21 protein-coding genes are annotated in these 18,770 nt (G+C 63.6%); 5 read left to right on the forward strand and 16 right to left on the reverse strand.

Going from position 1 to position 18,770, the window contains the following annotated elements; genetic code table 11:
- The first annotated feature begins 109 nt into the window (after positions 1–109).
- Positions 110–586 (forward strand): MarR family winged helix-turn-helix transcriptional regulator, encoded by a 477-nt coding sequence (locus EV686_RS01295; protein ID WP_132472678.1) that lies wholly within the window; start codon positions 110–112, stop codon positions 584–586.
- Positions 587–632: 46 nt separating this feature from the next.
- Here the strand turns inward: EV686_RS01295 and EV686_RS01300 are convergent, their stop codons facing one another.
- The 6 genes from EV686_RS01300 to EV686_RS01325 form a co-directional block, all read right to left on the reverse strand.
- A complete protein-coding gene (locus EV686_RS01300) occupies positions 633–1,355 on the reverse strand; it encodes a pyrimidine 5'-nucleotidase (protein ID WP_132473608.1) in 723 nt (240 codons plus the stop codon).
- Between the two features lie 76 nt (positions 1,356–1,431).
- Positions 1,432–2,328 (reverse strand): acetylglutamate kinase, encoded by an 897-nt coding sequence (gene argB, locus EV686_RS01305; protein WP_132472680.1) that lies wholly within the window; start codon positions 2,326–2,328, stop codon positions 1,432–1,434.
- Between the two features lie 48 nt (positions 2,329–2,376).
- Positions 2,377–2,874 (reverse strand): peroxiredoxin family protein, encoded by a 498-nt coding sequence (locus EV686_RS01310; RefSeq protein ID WP_132472682.1) that lies wholly within the window; start codon positions 2,872–2,874, stop codon positions 2,377–2,379.
- Positions 2,871–3,599 (reverse strand): BON domain-containing protein, encoded by a 729-nt coding sequence (locus tag EV686_RS01315; protein ID WP_132472684.1) that lies wholly within the window; start codon positions 3,597–3,599, stop codon positions 2,871–2,873. Before EV686_RS01315 ends, EV686_RS01310 begins: the two co-directional genes overlap by 4 nt.
- Positions 3,596–4,189 carry a phosphoheptose isomerase gene (locus EV686_RS01320; protein ID WP_165972457.1) on the reverse strand — a complete coding sequence of 198 codons (594 nt, stop codon included), beginning with the start codon at positions 4,187–4,189 and terminating at the stop codon, positions 3,596–3,598. The genes EV686_RS01315 and EV686_RS01320 overlap by 4 nt, the downstream gene beginning before the upstream one ends.
- A gap of 46 nt (positions 4,190–4,235) precedes the next feature.
- A complete protein-coding gene (locus EV686_RS01325; protein ID WP_132472688.1) occupies positions 4,236–4,760 on the reverse strand; it encodes a YraN family protein in 525 nt (174 codons plus the stop codon).
- A 33-nt stretch (positions 4,761–4,793) separates the two neighbouring features.
- On the opposite strand from EV686_RS01325, the gene rsmI reads away from it, so the two are divergent.
- Positions 4,794–5,735, forward strand: a complete 942-nt coding sequence (rsmI, locus tag EV686_RS01330; RefSeq protein WP_132472690.1) for a 16S rRNA (cytidine(1402)-2'-O)-methyltransferase — start codon at positions 4,794–4,796, stop codon at positions 5,733–5,735.
- An 8-nt stretch (positions 5,736–5,743) separates the two neighbouring features.
- Here the strand turns inward: rsmI and EV686_RS01335 are convergent, their stop codons facing one another.
- The 4 genes from EV686_RS01335 to rapZ form a co-directional block, all read right to left on the reverse strand.
- Positions 5,744–6,091: a helix-turn-helix domain-containing protein gene (locus EV686_RS01335; protein WP_132472692.1), complete on the reverse strand. Its 348-nt coding sequence runs from the start codon at positions 6,089–6,091 to the stop codon at positions 5,744–5,746.
- A 20-nt stretch (positions 6,092–6,111) separates the two neighbouring features.
- Positions 6,112–6,366 carry a type II toxin-antitoxin system RelE family toxin gene (locus tag EV686_RS01340; protein WP_132472694.1) on the reverse strand — a complete coding sequence of 85 codons (255 nt, stop codon included), beginning with the start codon at positions 6,364–6,366 and terminating at the stop codon, positions 6,112–6,114.
- 161 nt (positions 6,367–6,527) lie between these two features.
- The gene (locus tag EV686_RS01345; protein WP_132472696.1) at positions 6,528–7,496 is read right to left on the reverse strand and encodes a septal ring lytic transglycosylase RlpA family protein; all 969 of its coding nucleotides are present in this window, start codon (positions 7,494–7,496) and stop codon (positions 6,528–6,530) included.
- Positions 7,493–8,368 carry an RNase adapter RapZ gene (rapZ, locus tag EV686_RS01350; RefSeq protein ID WP_132472698.1) on the reverse strand — a complete coding sequence of 292 codons (876 nt, stop codon included), beginning with the start codon at positions 8,366–8,368 and terminating at the stop codon, positions 7,493–7,495. Before rapZ ends, EV686_RS01345 begins: the two co-directional genes overlap by 4 nt.
- 224 nt (positions 8,369–8,592) lie before the next feature.
- On the opposite strand from rapZ, the gene EV686_RS01355 reads away from it, so the two are divergent.
- Positions 8,593–12,534, forward strand: a complete 3,942-nt coding sequence (locus EV686_RS01355; protein WP_132472700.1) for a DUF3683 domain-containing protein — start codon at positions 8,593–8,595, stop codon at positions 12,532–12,534.
- 149 nt (positions 12,535–12,683) lie between these two features.
- On the opposite strand, the gene EV686_RS01360 is transcribed toward EV686_RS01355, so the two are convergent.
- On the reverse strand, positions 12,684–13,739 hold the full coding sequence (locus EV686_RS01360) for an LPS O-antigen chain length determinant protein WzzB (protein WP_132472702.1): 1,056 nt from the start codon (positions 13,737–13,739) through the stop codon (positions 12,684–12,686).
- Positions 13,740–13,960: 221 nt separating this feature from the next.
- Between EV686_RS01360 and EV686_RS01365 the strand changes: the two genes are divergently transcribed.
- Positions 13,961–14,431, forward strand: coding sequence for a tRNA (cytidine(34)-2'-O)-methyltransferase (locus EV686_RS01365; protein WP_132472704.1), 471 nt, complete (start codon positions 13,961–13,963; stop codon positions 14,429–14,431).
- Positions 14,432–14,443: 12 nt separating this feature from the next.
- Here EV686_RS01365 and EV686_RS01370 read toward each other — a convergent pair whose 3' ends face one another.
- From EV686_RS01370 to EV686_RS01390, 5 genes are all read right to left on the reverse strand, one after another.
- Positions 14,444–15,418, reverse strand: a complete 975-nt coding sequence (locus EV686_RS01370) for a Bug family tripartite tricarboxylate transporter substrate binding protein (RefSeq protein WP_132472706.1) — start codon at positions 15,416–15,418, stop codon at positions 14,444–14,446.
- A gap of 96 nt (positions 15,419–15,514) precedes the next feature.
- Entirely contained in the window at positions 15,515–16,576 is a 1,062-nt protein-coding gene (locus EV686_RS01375) for an NAD(P)H-dependent glycerol-3-phosphate dehydrogenase (protein ID WP_132472708.1), read from the reverse strand.
- A gap of 19 nt (positions 16,577–16,595) precedes the next feature.
- Positions 16,596–17,120, reverse strand: coding sequence for a protein-export chaperone SecB (gene secB / locus EV686_RS01380; protein ID WP_132472710.1), 525 nt, complete (start codon positions 17,118–17,120; stop codon positions 16,596–16,598).
- Between the two features lie 67 nt (positions 17,121–17,187).
- Positions 17,188–17,445 carry a glutaredoxin 3 gene (gene grxC / locus EV686_RS01385; RefSeq protein ID WP_132472712.1) on the reverse strand — a complete coding sequence of 86 codons (258 nt, stop codon included), beginning with the start codon at positions 17,443–17,445 and terminating at the stop codon, positions 17,188–17,190.
- A gap of 13 nt (positions 17,446–17,458) precedes the next feature.
- Positions 17,459–17,869, reverse strand: coding sequence for a rhodanese-like domain-containing protein (locus EV686_RS01390; RefSeq protein WP_132472714.1), 411 nt, complete (start codon positions 17,867–17,869; stop codon positions 17,459–17,461).
- Between the two features lie 147 nt (positions 17,870–18,016).
- Between EV686_RS01390 and gpmA the strand changes: the two genes are divergently transcribed.
- Positions 18,017–18,766 (forward strand): 2,3-diphosphoglycerate-dependent phosphoglycerate mutase, encoded by a 750-nt coding sequence (gene gpmA / locus EV686_RS01395; RefSeq protein ID WP_132472716.1) that lies wholly within the window; start codon positions 18,017–18,019, stop codon positions 18,764–18,766.
- Positions 18,767–18,770: the final 4 nt, after the last annotated feature.

Below are 18,770 nucleotides of genomic sequence, written 5' to 3' on the forward strand. Positions count from 1 at the left end.
GCGTCGATACGAGACTGGACGTTGTCTTCGCCACTTTCCTTCATGGCTTCAGGATTCCGCCGGCATGCTAAAGTGCCTGCTGGGTTGACTTCTTTTAATGATGCGAAGCATGGATCCTGCCGTCAAGAACACGTCGAAGCCGGACGATGACAGCCTGAGGCTGGACAATCAGCTTTGTTTCGCCCTGTATTCCGCCAGCCTGGCCATGAACAGGGTGTACCGTGGCTTGCTGAAGGACCTGGGACTGACCTATCCCCAGTATCTGGTGATGCTTGTGCTGTGGGAGCAGGACGGGCAGACGGTTTCCAGCATAGGCCAGCGGCTCTACCTGGATTCCGCCACGCTGACACCGCTGCTCAAGCGCCTGGAGGCCTTGCAACTGGTCTCCAGGCAGCGGGATCCTTCGGACGAAAGGCAGGTCATCATTTCCTTGACGGGCCAAGGCAATGCGTTGCGCGAACGGGCTCGGCATATCCCTCAGGCTGCGATGTGCGCCACGCAGCGTCCGACGGGAAAGCTGGCAGGCCTGTCGCGCCAGCTGAAAAAACTCAGGGAAGGATTGCTGGGCAATATCATGCCCTTGTAGTCCGGCCTTCTCCGCGGCAAACGGTGGGAAAACAGGGGCGCTGCGATCAGCGCAGGCGCTGCTGCTCCCGCAACAGCTGACCGAATTTGCGCACGCGTACGTCCACGAATGCGGGACGGCCATTGTTCCTGCGCGAAAACGGCGTGCCGGGATGATAGATATAGGCAGTGCGCAGGCCGACGGCGCGCGCGGCCGTCAGGTTTTCCAGCGTGTCTTCCACCAGGATCGTCCGGTCGGCCTTCAGCCCTTCCCGCACCAGGATATGCCGCAGCATGCTGCGCGAAGGCTTGGGGCGGAACTGGCCGAACAGCCGCATTTCCTCTATGCCCCACAGGCTGTCGAACAGATGCAGGCAGTTCATGTGATCCAGTACGGCGCAGGCATAGTCCAGCGGAGCATTGGTCAGCAGGATCTTCCGGCCGCGCAACTGCTGCAGCTTGTGCGCCATGGCGGATTCCGACCTCACCAGGGGGGCGATGTCGAAGTCGTGGCTGAGCGCCAGGAACTTGCGGGGATCCACGCCGTGATGCCGAACCAGACCTATCATGGTGGCGCCGTAGCGCCGCCAGTATTTCTGGCGCAATGCATGCGCCGTGTCCTCGTCCACGTCCAGCATCCGCTGCACGGCCAGCGCCATGCTGGTGTCGATGCGCTTGAATATGGCGTGCGAGGTGTCGTGCAGCGTGTTGTCCAGGTCGAACAGCCACGCGGGATCGTTTCCGGCCGCCGGCCTGGCGCTGGGGTGGCGCAGTATGGGCAGGCGATACATCCGGCCGGGAGACGAGAGGCTGTCGCGCACGACGTGGGCGGCAGCCTGAGGGACGCGGGTGCGGGCGTTCTGCACTTCAGTGCGAGCTGATCATGGTGCCTACGCCGCGGTTGGTCAGGATTTCCAGCAGCAGGCAGTGCGGCACCCGACCGTCGACGATGTGCACGGAGTTCACGCCGTTGCGCGCGGCATCCAGCGCCGAGGATATCTTGGGCAGCATGCCGCCGGAAATGGTGCCATCGGCGAAGAGTTCGTCGATGGTCTGGGCTGACAACTGTTGCAGCAACTGACCGCTCTTGTCGAGCACGCCTGGGGTGTTGGTCATCATGATGAGCTTTTCGGCGCCCAGCACTTCGGCCATCTTGCCGGCCACCAGGTCGGCGTTGATGTTATAGGCCATGCCGTCTTCGCCGTAGCCGATGGAGGAGATCACGGGAATGAACTGGTCATCCTGCAGCGCCTTGACGACGGCAGGCTCGACGCGCTCGATGTCGCCCACGTAGCCGATGTCCAGCCACTGGCCGGGATTCTGCTCATCTTCGACCAGCTTCTTGCGCGTCTGGATCAGGCAACCGTCCTTGCCGGTCAGCCCGACAGCCTTGCCTCCGGCTTCGTTGATCATCATGACGATATCCTGCTGGACCTGGCCGCCCAGCACCCATTCGACCACTTCCATGGTTTCGGCATCGGTGACGCGCATGCCCTGGATGAACACGCCTTCCTTGCCCACGCGCTTCAGGGCGGCGTTGATCTGCGGGCCGCCGCCATGCACCACCACGGGATTCAGGCCGACCAGCTTGAGCAGTACCACGTCGTGCGCAAAGCTGCGCTGCAGCGCTTCTTCGGTCATGGCGTTGCCGCCGTACTTGATGACGACGGTCTTGCCGTGGAAGCGCCGGATATAGGGCAGGGCTTCGGAGAGTACGTCTGCCTTGATGGTCGCGGAGTAGTCTTTGTCTGATGTCGTTGTCATGGCGGGTATGAAAGGGTGAGCTGCGGCGCGGCCGGGTGTTGACAGGCCTTAACCGGCCAGCGCTTTTTCCAGGGTGGCGACGAACGCCGTCTTGTCGTAGTTGCCGACATAGCGGCGGATGATGTTGCCCTGCTTGTCGACCAGGAATGCCGTCGGCGTCAGGCGGACATTGTCGAACGCCTTGGCGATCTCGCCGTTGACATCGATGACTACCTTGAAGGGCAGGCTGCGGGTTTCCGTGAAATTCTTCACGTAGTTCGGCGGATCGTACTGCATGGCGACGCCGATGACCTCGAAACCCCGGTCTCCGTAGGTCTGCTGGTACTTGATGGTATCCGGCATCTGCTGGATGCAGGTGACGCAGTTGGTTGCCCAGAACTTGACCAGCACGACCTTGCCTTTGAGGTCGCTGGTATTGAATTTTTCGCCTGTGAGCGTGGTGAAGGGAACTTCGGGCGCGGAGGGAGCGGATTCGGAGATCTGCCAGACTCCGACGCCGATCAGTGCGGCGGCGAGAACAGCGCCGGCGATGTATTTGGCTTTCATTGGACAGGGATGATTTCTACGCTCTCGGAACCCGGGGCGGCGTTATTGGCGGCCGGATCGGCAGTGGTCTGCGAGGAGGCCGATGCGGGGGCGCTGGTGTTTTCCTTGGACAGCGAGGCGATGTATTCGGCGGTCACGATCTCGAACAGCGTGGCGACCTGGTTTACCCCCTTGATGCCCGCGGCGACCTTGCCGGCGCGCTGCGCTTCGGCCTGCGTGACGCGGCCCATGAGGTAGACGACTCCGCGCTCAGTCGTGACGACGATGGTGCGGCTGGGGACTTCCTTGGTATTGACGAGCGCCGTGCGGACCTTGGAGGTGAGCCATGTATCGTTGCTGCGTACGCTGACGGGCGTGACGTCGCCGACGCGCAGGCGGTTGTAGACCTTCTTGACCTTTTCGACCTTGGAAGCCGCCTGCTCCGCTGTTTGCCTGTGGGCTTCGGAGGGCAGGTCGCCGGTCAGCAGGACCACGCCGGCATATGAGGTGGCATTGATGCGGGCATTGTCGGGGATGAGCCTGCGCATTTCGCTGCCGATCTTCAGTTCGATGGCCTGGTCTTCGACCTGTTCGCCGGTTGTGCGCCGGTCGGTGGCGACGACTGCGGTGGTGGCTGCCGCGCCGCCGACGACCAGGGGTGCGCATCCGGGCAGCAGGACGGCGCCGCCGATGGCCAGGGACGAAGCCAGGATCCGGCGGCGGTAGGGATGAACGGATGAGGTCACAGGGAATCTCCGAGTAGCAGTGCGTCGATGCCATCGCACAGGGCATGCAGGACCAGGATGTGGACTTCCTGGATGCGCATGGTGCGGTCGTGGGGGACGCACAGGTGGATATCGGTTTCGTGCAGCAGTTCCGTGATCTTGCCGCCGCCTTTGCCGGTCAGGGCGATGACGGACATCTCGCGGTCGTGCGCTGCTTCGATAGACCGGAGAATATTGGCGGAGTTCCCGCTGGTGGAAATGGCTACCAGCACGTCGCCTGGCTGTCCCAGGGCGTTGATCTGGCGTTCGAAGATGCTGTCGTAGCCGTAGTCGTTGCCGACGGCGGTCAGGATGGAGGTGTCGGTATTCAGCGCAATGCCCGCCAGCGGCAGGCGGTCGCGTTCGAAGCGGCCGACGAGCTCGGCGATGAAGTGCTGCGCGTCGGCGGCGGATCCGCCGTTGCCGCAGGCCAGAATGCGGCCGTTGTTGGCAATGGCCCCGAACAGCATGTCGACCGCAATGCTCATGGGGCCGGCCAACTCGCCGGAGCTGGCCTTCATGGCGTCGATGGCGTCGTCGAAATGCGAAGAGATGCGTGCTGTCATGTCCATGTGCGTGATTATCTCACGTTCGCGGAGGAATGCGTGCCTTGTGGTATTAGAGTGAAAACGCCTGTTTCAGCCACTGGATGCCGTCGGACTCCAGGGCGATGACGTCGAAGCGGCACGGCAGCGGCTGGCCGCCGAGGTATTGACGAACGATGCCCGGCAGCAGGCATTGGGCGGTGCGGATGATGCGTACCTGCTTGGCGCGGGTCACGCTGGCCGCCGCGCCGCCGCAAGCCCGGGAACGGCGCTGGCGGACTTCCACGAAGACCAGGGTGCCGCCGTCGCGGCAGACCAGGTCGATTTCGCCGGTTTTACCCCGCAGATTGGCGGCGAATACAATGACGCCTCTGGCCTGCAGATACAGCCTGGCTTGAGCTTCGGCCTCGAGCCCGCGTTCCTGTGTCGGCGACAGCCGGGGATCGGCGGCGGGCTTTCGTGCCGGACGCGGCTTGCGCGGCTTCAGGGCCTTGCGCTGCGCCTCTTGCGCCAGAAGGTATGGCAGCGGCGGCGCGGCCGGGTCGGGCTGGCGGATGGTTTCCTGGCGGGCGGGTCCCGCGCTGCGGCGCGTGCTCATCCAAACCCCCTCTTTTTGTGGCGATGCTCCAGTATGCGTGAGATTTCCGGATTTTTCGATGAACCGACGTGGAAACGTCTCGCGGGACGCGTGAAGGAGCAGCACTGGCCGCAGGGGGCGCTGTACGTGGTGGCCACGCCGATCGGCAACCTGGGGGATCTGAGCGTGCGGGCCTGGCATGCGCTGATGCAGTGCGATGTGATCGCGGCGGAGGACACCCGCGCCAGTCGCACCTTGCTGGACGCATGGGGGGTGACGACGCCCTTGCTGGCGGCCCACCGCCATAACGAGGCCAGCGCTGCTCAGGGCATCATTGAAAGGCTGGCGCGCGGAGAGCGGGTCGGCCTGATTTCCGACGCCGGCGCGCCTGCTGTCAGCGATCCAGGGGCGCGGGTGGTGCGCGAAGTGCGTCAGGCGGGGTATCCGGTGATCCCCATTCCGGGACCCAGCGCCGTCATTGCGGCATTGATGGCCAGCGGGGCGACATCGGACGAGAACCCGGCCTTTGTCTTCGCCGGATTTTCCCCGTCCAAGGCGTCGGCGCGGCAGCAGTGGCTGCGGCAGTGGCTGGCGGTGCCCGCACCCGTGGTGTTCTTCGAGTCCCCGCATCGCTTGCCTGCCGTACTGCAGGATCTGGCGCAGCTATGCGAGCCGCAGCGCGAAGTGACGATCGCCAGGGAGCTGACCAAGCGGTTCGAGCAGGTCGTCACGCTGCCGGTCGCGCAGGCGTCGGAGTGGCTGGCGTCCGACAGCCAGCATGGGCAGGGCGAGTTCGTGCTGATCGTGCACGAGGCGCCACGCAAGGCTCAGGATGGCGGCGATGCCGTCGAGCCGTCCACGCTGGCATTGCTGGATGCGTTGCTCGAATCCCTGTCCGTGCGCGACGCCGCCAGGGTGGCGGCCAAGGCTACGGGGATTGCGCGGGACGTGCTGTATGCCCTGGCGCTGGAACGCAAGCGGCGGGACGGGAAGTAATGGATTAATCAGAATTCCAGCTGTTCCATCGAGATCCCCATCGCTGCTGCGATGCGCTCTCTAGTTGCTTTCTTGGGTTTTGCGTCGGGAGCTTCCATTGCGGCATAACTGGGCTGGCGAATCTCCAGGCGCCGCGCCATTTCAGCTTGCGTCAGCCCCAAGTGTTCGCGCCAAGAACGAATCATGCTCCAGCCGTTATTCACGGACAGGCGCATGACTTCATGCGGCGTAGTGCCGTCAGCAGGGATGCGTCCGGAAGGCTGTGCCTTCCCAAGGAGCTTCACGTACTCATCGTAAGGCAGCACAACAAAGGCCGGCTCGCCGTTCGCTTCAAGGATGGTGTGGTTGATGTCCATGGTTGGCGGCCCTTGCTTGCTTAATAGGTTTGCTCATCGCGTTTTCTGACTTGCTGGATTTCGATGATTCTGACCGCAGCGTCGGCATCGAACAGAACACGATAATTACCGACACGCATGCGGTATCCATATTCATGTTTGGTGAGCGCAATCACATTCTTGGCGTTCGGGAAGTTCTCCAGCTCGTCTATAGCATCGATGATCGTTCCTTGTTCCTGGTGGTCGATCTTGCGGAGCTGCTTTTTTGCCTTGCTGGACCAGTTGATCGCGAACATGAGCTTCCCGCTTCGATATAGGTTGATTATAGGTTAAGCTATAAATAGACGCAAGAGAAGCTTCATGGAACATTGCTTGCGTTCCATGACCAACCTCCCATTGGGAATATTGCCGCATACCTGTCAGGAAGGCGACTTAGAGGTGATATATATGCGTCAGCTCAGAGCAGAGCAATCCCAGGCTGGACGCCGGTTTGCTGCTGGATGCGGTTGGCCGCGTTGACGGCTTCCGTTCGGGAGTTGTAGGGGCCCATCAATACGCGATGGACGGCGCCGGCGGGCTGCACGAGCACGGTCTGGCTTTCGGTGGTGGAAATCTGCTGGGTCAGCCGGTTGGCCAGGCCATGGGCGTTTTCCGGCGCGCCGAACGCGCCGAATTGCAGGAAGATGCGGCTGGCGCCGCCAGTTGGGGGTGAGGTCGCCGCGGTCTGCTGCATGGTCGGAGCGGCTGCCTGTTGTGCTTGCGTCGGCGTCGCTATCTCCGACAGCGAAATGGGCATCGGCGTTGCCGCTTCTGTCGCGGTGGCCTGGGCGGCCGCGACCTGGGTCGGGCCGCCGAACAAGCCGGCGCGGATCTGTTCGTGAGTGATGGCTTCCACGACGACGGTTCCGCTGCCCGGGCCGATCAGCCCCAGCTTGGACGCGGCCGCATAGGAAAGATCGATGATGCGGCCGCTGTGGAAGGGACCGCGGTCATTGATGCGCACGATGACCGATTTCCCGGTGGCCTTGCGCGTGACGCGAGCATAGCTGGGCAGCGGCAATGTCGGATGCGCCGCCGACATGGCGTACATATCGTAGGTTTCCCCGTTGGCCGTCCTGTTGCCATGGAACTGGCGGCCGTACCACGAGGCGGTGCCTTCCTGGCGGAAAGAGACGCTTTGCGTGACGGGAACGTACTGTCTGCCGAACACCCGGTAGGGCCGCAGATTGGCCCGGGCGAACGGCTCGATTACGGGTACGGCATCGGGAATGGCGTGCAGGTCGGAAGGAGGGTTCTTACCGGGGCCGTCGTTCTGATAGTAGCCCCCCTTGCGCGGGCCGCTGGAGCAGCCTGCAAGCAGGGCGGCGCAGAGCAGGAAGATGAAAGCAATGAAAGCGAGGCGGCGGAAGTCGTGTCGTGACGTCATGGCTGGGGCGTCGGGGGTTGGTTGCGGTGGCGCACCAGCAGTGGCGCATGATCGGCGAAGCGCTTGGCGAGCTGTTCAGTCACGTAGACAGAACGGTGCTGGCCTCCGGTGCAGCCTATGGCGACCGTCAGGTAGCTGCGCGTGTCCTGCACGTACAGCGGCAGCCAGCGGCGGATGAAGCTGCCGATGTCTTCGATCATGGCTTCGACGCTGCCGAACTGCGAGAGCCATTCCGCAACCGGTTCATCGCGGCCCGTGAGCGGGCGCAGCGTGCGGTCGTAATGCGGGTTGGGCAGGCAGCGCACGTCGAAGACCAGGTCGGCGTCGCCGGGCACGCCTCTCTTATAGGCGAAGGATTCGAATGTCAGCAGCACGGGAGCGCGATCGGCCTGGATCAGGTCGCGCATCCAGGCGCGCAACTGGCCGGGTGTGAGGCCGGAGGTGTCGATGACGTGTTCCTGGTCGCGCAATGGAGCCAGCATGTCGCGTTCGATGTCGATGCATTCCTGCAGGGAAAGCGAACGGCCTTCCTGCTGCAGGCGGTCGGCCAACGGGTGGCGCCGGCGTGATTCGGCATAGCGCTGCAGCAGGGTGTGATCGTTGGCGTCCAGGAAGATGACCTTGAACGAAGTCGTGCCCTGGCTGCGCAGGCTGGTGATCACGCCGGGCAATTCATCCAGGTCGCCGGGAGAGCGGGCATCGATGGCGATGGCGACGCGCTGCAGGTTGTCTTCGCGGGCAGTGCTGATGAAATCGTGGAGGAAGCGCACGGGCAGATTGTCGACACAGATATAGCCGGCGTCTTCCAGCAGCCGCAAGGCCACGGATTTTCCTGAGCCGGAAATGCCTGTGATGAGGACGATCTTGATCATGGAGCAATGTTCCTGCCGGTTGTAGCCGCATCCGGCCGCGGGGCGACCGCGATGCGCGGGTCTCTCTGCAACCCCTATTCTACTGGACATCGGAGGGGCTGCCGCATGCGGGACATGGCGCGCGGGGCTGGCACGGGCGGAAAACGGCCAAAGGGAGCCTTTCACGGCAGCCGTGAAAATCCCTTAAACTACGCATTTAAGGGTTCGTCTTCCATCCATTCGCCATGAACGCCCCAGTTGCCAGCCAGTACCTAGCGGCCGCAGTATCACCGGATGCCGCACCGCGCCTGCGTGAAATTCCCTACAACTATACGTCATATTCCGACCGGGAGATCGTCTGCCGGATCCTTGGGGAGCGGGCCTGGGAGCTGCTGTCGGAGCTGCGCGGGGAGCGGCGCACCGGGCGTTCCGCCCGCATGCTGTTCGAAGTGCTGGGCGATATCTGGGTCGTCAGGCGCAACCCCTACCTGCAGGATGACCTGCTGGAGAACCCCAAGCGCCGCCGCTTGCTGATCGAGGCGCTGAACCACCGCCTGTCGGAAATCGACAAGCGGCGCGATCACGACGATACGCAGCGCGACGCCATGGTGGCGCAGTTGCTGGAGTTGGCGCGCGCCGCCGTCGCCGCATTCCAGGCCGATTTCGAACAGACGCAGGCGCTGCGCAAGCGCGTGATGCGCACATTGAGCCGCATCACGGCCAAAGACAATATCAAGTTCGACGGCCTGTCGCGCGTTTCGCACGTGACCGATGCCACCGACTGGCGCGTGGAGTACCCGTTCGTGGTGCTCACGCCCGATACCGAGGCGGAAATGGCCTCTCTGGTGCGCGCCTGTATCTCGCTGGACATGACCATCATCCCGCGCGGCGGCGGCACAGGCTATACCGGCGGGGCGATTCCGTTGTCGGCGCGTTCCGTGGTCATCAATACCGAAAAGCTCGACGGCATCGGCAAGGCCGAGCTCACCGACCTGCCCGAAGTTTCCGAAAAAGTCCCGGCCATCCTGACGGGCGCGGGCGTGGTTACGCGGCGCGTGGCCGAAGCCGCCGAGGCCGCCGGTTTCGTATTCGCGGTGGATCCTACCTCCATCGACGCCTCCTGCGTGGGGGGCAACGTGTCCATGAACGCGGGCGGCAAGAAGGCCGTGCTGTGGGGGACGGCGCTGGACAACCTGGCCTGGTGGCGCATGGTCGACCCTGAAGGCAACTGGCTGGAGGTCACGCGCCTGGGCCATAACCTGGGCAAGATCCACGATGCGCCGGAAGCCCGCTTCCGGCTCGACTGGTTCGATGGCGCCGATGCGCCGGGCAAGACCCTGCTGCGTTCCGAAACCCTGGTCATCGAAGGCTCGCGCTTTCGCAAGGCGGGTCTGGGCAAAGACGTCACCGACAAATTCCTGGCGGGCTTGCCGGGCGTGCAGAAGGAAGGCTGCGATGGCCTGATCACCTCGGCCCGCTGGATCCTGCACCGCATGCCGTCGCATACGCGCACGGTCTGTATGGAGTTCTTCGGCCATGCGCGCAACGCCGTGCCGTCCATCGTCGAAGTCAAGGGCTACCTGGACAGCGAAGGTCGCGCGCAAGGCGTGCTGCTGGCCGGTCTCGAGCACCTGGACGAGCGCTATCTGCGCGCCGTCGGCTATGCCACGAAGAGCAAGCGCGGCGGGCTGCCCAAGATGGTGCTGATCGGCGATATCGTGGGAGACGACCCGGATGCCGTGGCGCGTGTCGCCAGCGAGGTCGTGCGCATTGCCAATACGCGGCACGGCGAAGGCTTCGTGGCGGTTAGCCCCGAGGCGCGCAAGCGCTTCTGGCTGGACCGCTCCCGCACGGCCGCCATCGCCCGCCATACCAATGCCTTCAAGATCAACGAAGACGTGGTGATTCCCCTGGAGCGCATGGGCGAATACACCGATGCGATCGAGCGGCTGAACATCGAGCTTTCCACACGCAACAAGCTGCGCCTGCTGGATCGGCTGGAGCATTTCCTGTCGGGAGACCTGCCGGTGGTCGACCGCGAAGGCCACGATATTGCCGAAGAAGCGCGCGACGCCACCCTGCCCGAGCTGGTCGGCGATGCGCTGGCAACGCTGCGCGAAGTGCGCGAGCGCTGGTCCTGGCTGCTGGACCATCTGAACGCGCCGCTGGCGGACAGCCTGGACGGACTGCGCGGCATCGGCTTCGGCGATCTGGCGCCGGAGCTGGAAAAACGGATCGAGGCCCAGCCGGGCATCACCGTTGGCGAAATCGTGCAGGACCACACCATCCGCATTTCCTGGAAGACAGAGATCCGGGGGGAACTGGAGCGCTGCTTCGCGGGCGCCGAGTATGCGGCCGTGCTGGCGCAGATCCAGGCCATCCATGACGAGGTCCTGAAGGGGCGGGTGTTCATCGCGCTGCACATGCATGCGGGAGACGGCAACGTCCATACCAATATCCCGGTCAACTCCGACAATTACGAGATGCTGCGCGAGGCCAACGAAACCGTGGCCCGCATCATGAAGATCGCGCGCGATCTGAACGGCGTCATCTCCGGGGAGCACGGCATCGGGCTGACCAAGTACGAGTTCCTCACGCAAGAGGAGCTGCAGCCGTTCCAGGACTACAAGCAGCGCGTCGATCCGCACGGCCGCTTCAATGCGGGCAAGCTCATGCCGGGAGCCGACCTGAGCCAGGCATGGACGCCCAGCTTCAACCTGCTGGGCTACGAGTCCCTGATCATGCAGCGCAGCGAGATCAGCTCGATCTCCAATGCGGTCAAGGATTGCCTGCGCTGCGGCAAGTGCAAGCCGGTCTGCGCCACGCATGTGCCGCGCGCCAACCTGCTTTATTCCCCGCGCAACAAGATCCTGGCCACCTCGCTGCTGGTCGAGGCCTTCCTGTACGAAGAGCAGACCCGCCGCGGCGTCAGCCTCAAGCATTGGGAAGAGTTCGAGGATGTGGCCGACCACTGCACGCTTTGCCACAAGTGCTTCAACCCCTGTCCGGTGGATATCGACTTCGGCGACGTGTCCATGCAGATGCGCGCGCTGCTGCGCCGCATGGGCAAGAAGTCCTTCAATCCCGGCACGGCGGCGTCCATGATGTTCCTCAACGCCAAGGACCCGCGAATCATCAAGGCGGCGCGCAAGGCCATCGTCGACGTAGGCTACAAGGCGCAGCGCGCGGTCAGCGACATGCTGACGGTGCCCGCCAGGCGCCAGGTGGCCAAGCCTCCCGCTTCCGTGGGCAAGCCTCCCATCCGCGAGCAGGTCGTCCACTTCGTCAACAAGAAGATGCCGGGCGGGTTGCCCAAGCAGACGGCCCGCAAGCTGCTGGACATCGAAGATCCCAGCTACGTGCCCATCATCCGCAACCCGGCGGATACGGCGGCGGATACCGAGGCCGTGTTCTATTTCCCCGGCTGCGGGTCGGAGCGCCTGTTCTCCCAGGTGGGACTGGCAACGCAGGCCATGCTGTGGCATGTTGGCGTGCAGACTGTGCTGCCGCCCGGCTACTTGTGCTGCGGCTATCCCCAGCGCGGCAACGGCATGAGCGACAAGGCCGAAAAGATCATCACCGACAACCGCGTCCTGTTCCACCGCACGGCCACCACGCTGAACTACCTGGACATCAAGACGGTGGTGGTCAGCTGCGGCACCTGCTACGACCAGTTGGCCGGCTATGAGTTCGACAAGATATTCCCCGGTTGCCGGCTGATCGACATCCACGAGTACCTGCTGGAAAAAGGGGTGAAGCTCGACGGCGTCCAGGGCGTGCGCTACATGTACCACGATCCCTGCCATACGCCGATGAAGTTGCAGGACCCCATGAAAACCGTCAAGTCCCTGGTGGGCGATACGGCGATCAAGACGGATCGCTGCTGCGGCGAATCCGGCACGCTGGCGGTGTCGCGCCCCGACATCTCCACGCAGATCCGCTACCGCAAGCAGGAAGAGCTGGGCAAGAATGCCGCAGCCATCCGGGCGGACGGCTTCGATGGCGAGGTCAAGATGCTGACTTCCTGTCCGTCCTGTCTGCAGGGACTGACCCGCTACCAGGGCGATACAGGCCTGCAGGCCGACTACATCGTGGTCGAAATGGCGCGCCATCTGCTGGGCGAGACCTGGATGGAAGACTACGTCAAGGCCGCCAACTCGGGCGGTATCGAGAGAGTGCTGGTCTAAGGGCGACGCTGCGCGGCTCCGGAGCATGGGCCGCGTGAGGAACGAACAACGCCCTCCCGCCGTCAAAGCGGGAGGGCGTTGTCGCAACAAGCGCAGGAATGAGTGAGTCGCCCCCGCCTGAAGTCCGGGGCTTGCGCTTGGGCGCGTGCTCAGGCGGAAGCTTTCGGGCGCCGGAACATGGCCCTGGCCAGCGCTGTGAAGACGCCCAGCATGCCGCCGAGCACAATGCCCAGCGCCAGTATCAAGGCCTTCTTGGGCTTGATGGGATCTTCCGGCACAAGGGCGCTGCGGTCGATCGCGGCGACAGCCAGGGATTCGGGATTCAGATCGATGGAAGACAGCAGGGCTTCCTGCTTGAGCAGGTCGGGAAGCTCCTCTATATAAGGATCGTCGCTGTCGCGGGAACGCAGGCGCTCGATCTCGGCGCGGATGGCGCGCGCGCCGCGCAGATAGGTATTGTCGTTCGAGTAGGACGTAATGAGATTGCCGCTTTGCGGAGGATCTTCCAGCTTGATGCTTTCAGCAATCTTCAAGGCATCGTCCAGGCGGGCTTCCCGGGCTTTGCGAGTGGTCGCGGCAACAGTCCGCAGGGCTTTGATCTGCTCCGACGTGACATGCTTGGCGACATCGACTGCGCTGGTCAGGTTGCCGATCAATTCTTCGCGGGCGGCGGTGATGGCCTCCTGCACGTATTGATTGGCCCAATCGGCGACGATCGTGGGGTTCTCGCCTTCCACGGTAAGGGATGCGACATCCATGCCCTGTTTTGGCGGCGTAACCACGATTTCATTCGCCATGCGCCTCCACAAAGCGTCGCGTTGCGCTTCGCTGGCGTCACTGGTGTTGGCTGGCAGGTAGACATCGTCGAAGAACTTCATGCGTATGCTGTCGGAAGACAGGTGGCGGATGAAAGTCTGGTAGGCGATCTGCGGCGTGAGCGCAGGCAGGGGGGAGGCTTTCTGCAACTGGCTGCCTGCGTTGTAGTTTGCCAGGGCGCTGGCAGGCGGCGGCAGTGTCTGCACGCTGCTTTGGTAAATGGCGGGGCTCAGGAATGCGTAGGCCGCGGCTGCGAGCGCGACTGCCAGGGTAACGGCACAAATCAGGAGTCGCGATGCCCACAAGGATAATGCCAGCTCCCGAAGATCGATTTCATCGCTGGCGGGAAGCGGTGCGTGCTGATCGGTAGAGTGGGTGTGATTCGTCATGTACGCTCTTGTGGAAATGTGCTCTGTGATTGTAGGAGGGCGCCGAAAGGGGGTATGTATTTATCGGTAAATAAATGAAAAGTATTGCTAGTGCTGGCTTGATCGCGGTCTTCGGCCCATTGTCTGCATTGCCATGGCTTTGGTTCGGGCTCGAAGGGCGGCTTGCCGCATCTGTGTAAAATTTTGGCTTGTTTTCTTCATCAGGTTGTCCCTGCCCGCCAATGTTCCACGTCATTCTCGTTTCTCCGGAAATCCCGCCCAATACCGGCAATGCCATCCGGCTTGCCGCCAATACAGGCGCGCAGTTGCACCTTGTCAGGCCGCTGGGGTTCGAGCTGGACGATGCGCGTTTACGGCGAGCTGGGCTGGACTACCACGAGTGGGCCCGGGTGCGGGTGCATGAGACGCTGGAGCAGGCCTTTGCGCAGACGGAAGGCGACCCTGCGCGCCGTTTCGCCATGACGACCCGCGCATCGCGGCATATCGGCGCAGTGGATTTCAGGCCGGGGGACGTATTCGTGTTCGGCAGGGAAACCGCGGGGCTCTCCGATGCGCATATGGCGATGTTCCCCGAGGCCCAACGCCTGCGGCTGCCCATGAGGGAGGGACAGCGCAGCCTGAATCTGTCCAATGCCGTTGCGGTGACGGTGTTCGAAGCCTGGCGGCAGTCAGGCTTCGAGGGCGGAGTCTAGTTTGAACAGGCCTTAATCCAGCGAGAGCTGCAGGCGTTCGATCAGGGCTTCCAGCCGCTGGCGCTCGGCGCGTACGGTTCCCCGGAGTTCTTCCGGGGTGGAAGGCGCGGGCGTGAAGTAAAGCGTTGCCATCTTTTGCTGAACGTCTTCTTGCGCCAGGATCTTCACCAGCTTTTCGTTCAGGGTGCGAATGATGTCGTCCGGCGTGCCCGCTGGTGCGAAGATGGCGTCCCAGGAAATGGCTTCGAAGCTGGGGAAGCCCTGCTTGGCGAGCGGTTCGATGCCGGGCAGCAGGCTGCTGGGCTCCAGACTGGTAATGCCCAGCGCGCGGACCTTGCCGGCTCTGACGTGGGGCATGGCGATGCCTGGCACCATGAAGCCGGCATGGATGTCGCCGGCGATGATGGCGGTGATGACCTGGGGAAAGCCTGCGTACGGAACCTGCAGCAGGGAAATGTCTGCGGCGGATTCCAGCATGGCCATGGCCAGGTGCGCGGAGCTGCCGGGGCCGACCGAGCCGTAGTTCAGTTCGCCCGGACGGGCCTTGGCCTGGGCGATGAATTCCTGGAGATTGTTGACGGAGGAGGTCGCGGGCACGACCAGCACGTTCGGGCTGACGCCAACCATGGTAATGGGGGCGAGGTCCGTGGACGGCTCATAGCCGAGCGAAGTCTTGTACAGCGCGGGAGCCGTCACCATGGGGCCATTGATGGTCAGCAGGATGGTGTAGCCGTCCGGCTTGGCCTTGGCGACATGGCGGGTGCCGATGTTGCCGCCCGCACCGGGCTTGTTGTCGACGACCACGGGCTGTCCCAGCTCTTTGGACAGCGGATCGGCCAGGGCGCGGGCCAGCACATCCGGGGACGAGCCCGCCGGGAAAGGGACCACCAGTTGAATGGCGCGATCGGGCCAGGCCGCCGCGGCCGTGCCGGCCGCCAGAGCCAGCATGGAGCCGGCCAGGATGCGGAGCAGGGAGGATGTATTCATGGGTTCGACCTTTCTTGTGAGTACCTTGTGAATATGAAGCAGCGTCGTGGCGATTGCGCGGTTCCTGTCGCGGTTGGCGGGACAGTGATGACTGCGCTATCGGCTGTCGCCGGACTCCGGGCGGGAGTCGCGGGACAGCAATGTCTTGACTGCCTGGGAGGGGGCCAGGCCATGGAACAGTACCTGGCAGACGGCATCGGTCACTGGCAGTTCGACACCCTTGGATCGTCCCAGGGCCAGCGCGGCCCGGGCGCAGCGCACGCCCTCGGCCGTCATGCCGGTTGCGAGGACCTGTTCCAGGGATTGTCCCTGGGCGATGGCCAGCCCGACCTGGCGGTTGCGCGACAAGGCCCCGGTTGCGGTCAGCACTAGGTCTCCCATGCCGGTCAGGCCGGCGAAGGTTTCCTGCTGGCCGCCAAGGGCGAGGCCCAGGCGCTGGATTTCGGCCAGGCCTCGCGTGATCAGCGCGGCGCGGGCGTTGTCGCCCAGGCCGAGGCCGTCGCTGATGCCGCAGGCGATGGCCATGATGTTCTTCATGGCACCGCCGACTTCGACGCCGATGATGTCGGTGCTGCTGTAGATGCGGGCATTGGGGCCATGCAGGGCCGCGGTGCCGGCGGCGGCGACCCAGGCCTGGTCAGATGCCAGCGTCAGGGCGACGGGAAAGCCCCGGGCGACTTCGTTGGCGAACGAGGGGCCGGACAGCACGCCCAGTCCGATGCCGCGCAGGCCCGCCAGGCGCCGGGAAGCGATTTCATGCGGCAACTGGCCGGTGTCCGGCTGGAAGCCCTTGCAGGTCCAGACGACGGCCAGGTCCGTGGCGCGCGGCCTGTCTTGCAGATAGATCTGCAATTTCAGGCAGATATCGTCCAGCCCCGAAACCGGTACGCCCAGGATGACGAGCCCCGGGCAATCCGACGGCGCGCAGACATGGGCCAGCGCGTCGTCCAGGCTGGAGGTGGCTTGCAGGGACGGAGGCAGGTCGATGTCCGTCAGGTGGCGGGGATGCCGGGTGGTGTCGTTGATGGCCTGAACGACCGCGGGATCCCGGGCCCAGAGCAGGGTGTCCGATTGGGCGCAGGCCAGCGCGGCGAGCGCCGTTCCCCAACTGCCGGCTCCGAGAACGGCAACGCGCGGGAATGAAGTGTCCGTGCCCATGGTCGGCCTGCCGTCTTTCTTATTGGCGGGTCGCGCCGGGGGGCAGGATAATGCCCGAGTCCTGTTCTGTCTGCTGTTCGGCGGCCTGGGCCAGGCGCTGCTCGTACAGGCTCTGGAAATTGACTTCCGTCAGGTGCAGCGCGGGCAGGGACGTGCGGTTGATGGCGTCCGCCATGTTGGCGCGCAGGTAAGGGTAGAGCATGGTCGGGCAGACGATGCCCAGCAGCGGGTCGAGCTGTTCCGCGGGGATGTTGGCCGCTTCGAAGATGCCGGCCTGCGTGGCCTCCACCAGGTACAGCACCTTGTCATTGATGCGCGTTGTAATCGTGGCGGTGACGGTGGCTTCGTAGACGGTATCGGCCAGGCGCTGACCGCCGACGGCGATGGAGACTTCCACGGCGGGGGCTTCCTGTTCCAGGAAGATCTGGGGAGCATTGGGCATTTCCAGCGACAGGTCCTTGACGTAGGTGCGTTGCAGGCTGAAGCTGGGGGCCTGCGAGTCTTGCGCCTGTGCGCCCTGGCTGTTCTGATTCTGTTCGGACATTATGGTGTTCCTGGAAGAGAGTGAAGGCGGCAGCCCGGCTGCCGGTTGATGATGCGTTTGTCTTCGTTCAGCTCTGGAGCAGCGGCAGCAGTTCGCCGCTGCGGTCCAGCGCGGTCAGTTCGTCGTAGCCGCCGACATGGCGTTCGCCGATGAAGATCTGGGGAACGGTGCGACGGCCCGTGCGTTCCATCATGGACTGGCGTTGCTCCGGGTCGAGGTCGATGCGGATCTTTTCGATTTGCGTCACGCCGCGCTGCTTCAGCAGCATTTCGGCGCGGACGCAATACGGACAGTAGCCGGTGCTGTACATGATGACGCTCGTCATGTCGCGGCCCTTGTCAGGATTTGCGGCTCAGGGGCATGCCGGCCTGCGCCCAGGCCTGGATGCCGCCGTCCAGCGAGAAAACATTGTCGAAGCCCAGCTTGCGCAGCTTGCTGGCGGCGGCGATGGAATTGCGCCCGCGCTCGCACACAACGATGAGCGGCCGGTCCTTGGGCAGGGAATTATGCCTGGTTGCAATATCGGCGGTTGGCAGGCTGCGCGATTGCGCTATGCTTGCGGCCTTGAACAGGTCGGCTGCGCGCACGTCGACGAACAGCCCGTTTTGCTGGTTGATGAGCTGGACGGCCTGGTTGACGCTGAGGGTCTTCGTCTTGCCCTTCAGGATCGATGGAAGGGCCAGGGCGATGACGGCAGTGACGGCGACTGTGAGGATGAGCAGGTTGTTTTGACTGAGTAGGAAATCCACGGTGTATCCTGATGTTTGTCCTGAAATTAAGGCCGACGCCATGTTGATGTGCTTGGGCTTCGTATTCTAACTGACTAGGAAATGCGCACTGGCTGGAACACGATTATAAAATGGACGGAAAAATTTCAACTTCTAGGTGCTTTTCTTATGTATAAACTCGTGCTGATGCGTCATGGCGAAAGCCAGTGGAACCTTGAGAACCGCTTCACGGGCTGGACGGACGTCGATCTTACCGAAACCGGCCGCGCCCAGGCCAAGGCAGCCGGCGAATTGCTGAAAGCCAATGGATATGAGTTCGACCTGGCTTTCTGCTCGGTGCTCAAGCGCGCCATCCGCACTTTGTGGATCGCGCTGGACGCCATGGATGCCATGCATACGCCCGTCGGCCTGAGCTGGCGCCTGAACGAGCGCCATTATGGCGCATTGCAGGGCCTGAACAAAGCGGAAACGGCGGCCAAGTTCGGCGACGAGCAGGTACTGATCTGGCGCCGCGCCTATGCGATTGCTCCCGATCCCATCGCCGAGGACGACGAGCGCCACCCCAGGTTCGACAAGCGCTATGCCAAGGTGCCGGCGGACCAATTGCCCGCCACCGAGTGCCTGAAGGATACCGTGGCGCGCGTGCTGCCGTTCTGGGAAGACTCCATCGCGCCGGCCATCCGCTCGGGCCGTAAAGTGCTGGTGGCGGCGCACGGCAACAGCCTGCGTGCGCTGATCAAGCACCTGGACAGTATTTCCGACGATGATATCGTGCATCTGAACATCCCCACGGGCCAGCCGCTGGTGTACGAGCTGGACGAGTCTCTCAAGCCGATCCGCCATTACTATCTGGGCGATCCGGCCGAAATCGAGGCGGCGCTGGCCGCCGTGGCCGCGCAGGGCAAGGCGAAGGCTTGATGCC

It is taken from the genome of Paracandidimonas soli, from assembly GCF_004342005.1.
Taxonomy (GTDB): Bacteria; Pseudomonadota; Gammaproteobacteria; order Burkholderiales; family Burkholderiaceae_B; genus Paracandidimonas; species Paracandidimonas soli.

Coding starts and splice junctions, on each gene's coding strand:
- EV686_RS01295 (WP_132472678.1), top strand. CDS start 110: ATGGATCCTGCCGTCAAGAACACGTCGAAGCCGGACGATGACAGCCTG.
- EV686_RS01300 (WP_132473608.1), bottom strand. CDS start 1,355: ATGTATCGCCTGCCCATACTGCGCCACCCCAGCGCCAGGCCGGCGGCC.
- argB (WP_132472680.1), bottom strand. CDS start 2,328: ATGACAACGACATCAGACAAAGACTACTCCGCGACCATCAAGGCAGAC.
- EV686_RS01310 (WP_132472682.1), bottom strand. CDS start 2,874: ATGAAAGCCAAATACATCGCCGGCGCTGTTCTCGCCGCCGCACTGATC.
- EV686_RS01320 (WP_165972457.1), bottom strand. CDS start 4,189: ATGGACATGACAGCACGCATCTCTTCGCATTTCGACGACGCCATCGAC.
- EV686_RS01325 (WP_132472688.1), bottom strand. CDS start 4,760: ATGAGCACGCGCCGCAGCGCGGGACCCGCCCGCCAGGAAACCATCCGC.
- rsmI (WP_132472690.1), top strand. CDS start 4,794: ATGCGTGAGATTTCCGGATTTTTCGATGAACCGACGTGGAAACGTCTC.
- EV686_RS01335 (WP_132472692.1), bottom strand. CDS start 6,091: ATGGACATCAACCACACCATCCTTGAAGCGAACGGCGAGCCGGCCTTT.
- EV686_RS01340 (WP_132472694.1), bottom strand. CDS start 6,366: ATGTTCGCGATCAACTGGTCCAGCAAGGCAAAAAAGCAGCTCCGCAAG.
- EV686_RS01345 (WP_132472696.1), bottom strand. CDS start 7,496: ATGACGTCACGACACGACTTCCGCCGCCTCGCTTTCATTGCTTTCATC.
- rapZ (WP_132472698.1), bottom strand. CDS start 8,368: ATGATCAAGATCGTCCTCATCACAGGCATTTCCGGCTCAGGAAAATCC.
- EV686_RS01355 (WP_132472700.1), top strand. CDS start 8,593: ATGAACGCCCCAGTTGCCAGCCAGTACCTAGCGGCCGCAGTATCACCG.
- EV686_RS01360 (WP_132472702.1), bottom strand. CDS start 13,739: ATGACGAATCACACCCACTCTACCGATCAGCACGCACCGCTTCCCGCC.
- EV686_RS01365 (WP_132472704.1), top strand. CDS start 13,961: ATGTTCCACGTCATTCTCGTTTCTCCGGAAATCCCGCCCAATACCGGC.
- EV686_RS01370 (WP_132472706.1), bottom strand. CDS start 15,418: ATGAATACATCCTCCCTGCTCCGCATCCTGGCCGGCTCCATGCTGGCT.
- EV686_RS01375 (WP_132472708.1), bottom strand. CDS start 16,576: ATGGGCACGGACACTTCATTCCCGCGCGTTGCCGTTCTCGGAGCCGGC.
- secB (WP_132472710.1), bottom strand. CDS start 17,120: ATGTCCGAACAGAATCAGAACAGCCAGGGCGCACAGGCGCAAGACTCG.
- grxC (WP_132472712.1), bottom strand. CDS start 17,445: ATGACGAGCGTCATCATGTACAGCACCGGCTACTGTCCGTATTGCGTC.
- gpmA (WP_132472716.1), top strand. CDS start 18,017: ATGTATAAACTCGTGCTGATGCGTCATGGCGAAAGCCAGTGGAACCTT.